General features: G+C 72.1%; 1 protein-coding gene. It reads right to left on the bottom strand.

Annotated elements, in window-relative coordinates:
* On the bottom strand, nt 1-472 hold a 472-nt coding region (locus AOK23_RS50745), incomplete at its 3' end, for an Lrp/AsnC family transcriptional regulator (protein WP_240496722.1).
* Nucleotides 473-628: the final 156 nt, after the last annotated feature.

Here is a 628-nt window from a genome sequence, read left to right on the forward strand (position 1 = left end):
CGATCTCGGCGGTGGTGAGCAGGCCGGCGTGCCACTCGCGGATGGTGCGGACATGGCGCAGGACGGGAAGGGTGAAGGTCTCCTCCATGCCCGGCAGGCCGGGGAGTTCGTCCATCACCAGGCCGGCGAGGCGTTCGCGGGGGCAGAGCACCTCCGCGACGCAGTGCGGGGTGCCCGTCAGGACGTGGGCGAAGACGCAGTCGGGCCGGCGGGCCAGGGCCGTCGCGGCGAGGCGCTCCCTGCCGGGTGCGCAGCGCACCCCGACGACCGTGCTGCGGCCGCGTACCGCCATGGCTCCGATCCGTACCAGGCCGGACTCCAGGAGACGGGTGCCCCGGCGGACAACGGTGCGTTCGGGCTCGCCGAGGGCCGCCGCGATGCGGTGCCAGGAGGCCCTGCCGTCGATCTGGAGGGCGCTGATGATGCGGCGGTCCAGCGAATCCGTCACGGGGCCGGTCGGCGGTGAGTCCATCGGACCCACACTATGGCCGATTCCGTCATTGCCGCTGGAGTTGTTGTTCCCTTCCGTCACCATGGCCCAGCCTGCCGTGAAGCGGAACCGCACGGACCGCATGACCCCGCCGTCGTACGACGCCCCTCCCCAGGACGTACGGACGTCCCTCTACCC

Source organism: Streptomyces torulosus (genome assembly GCF_001419765.1).
Lineage (GTDB): Bacteria > Actinomycetota > Actinomycetes > Streptomycetales > Streptomycetaceae > Streptomyces > Streptomyces torulosus.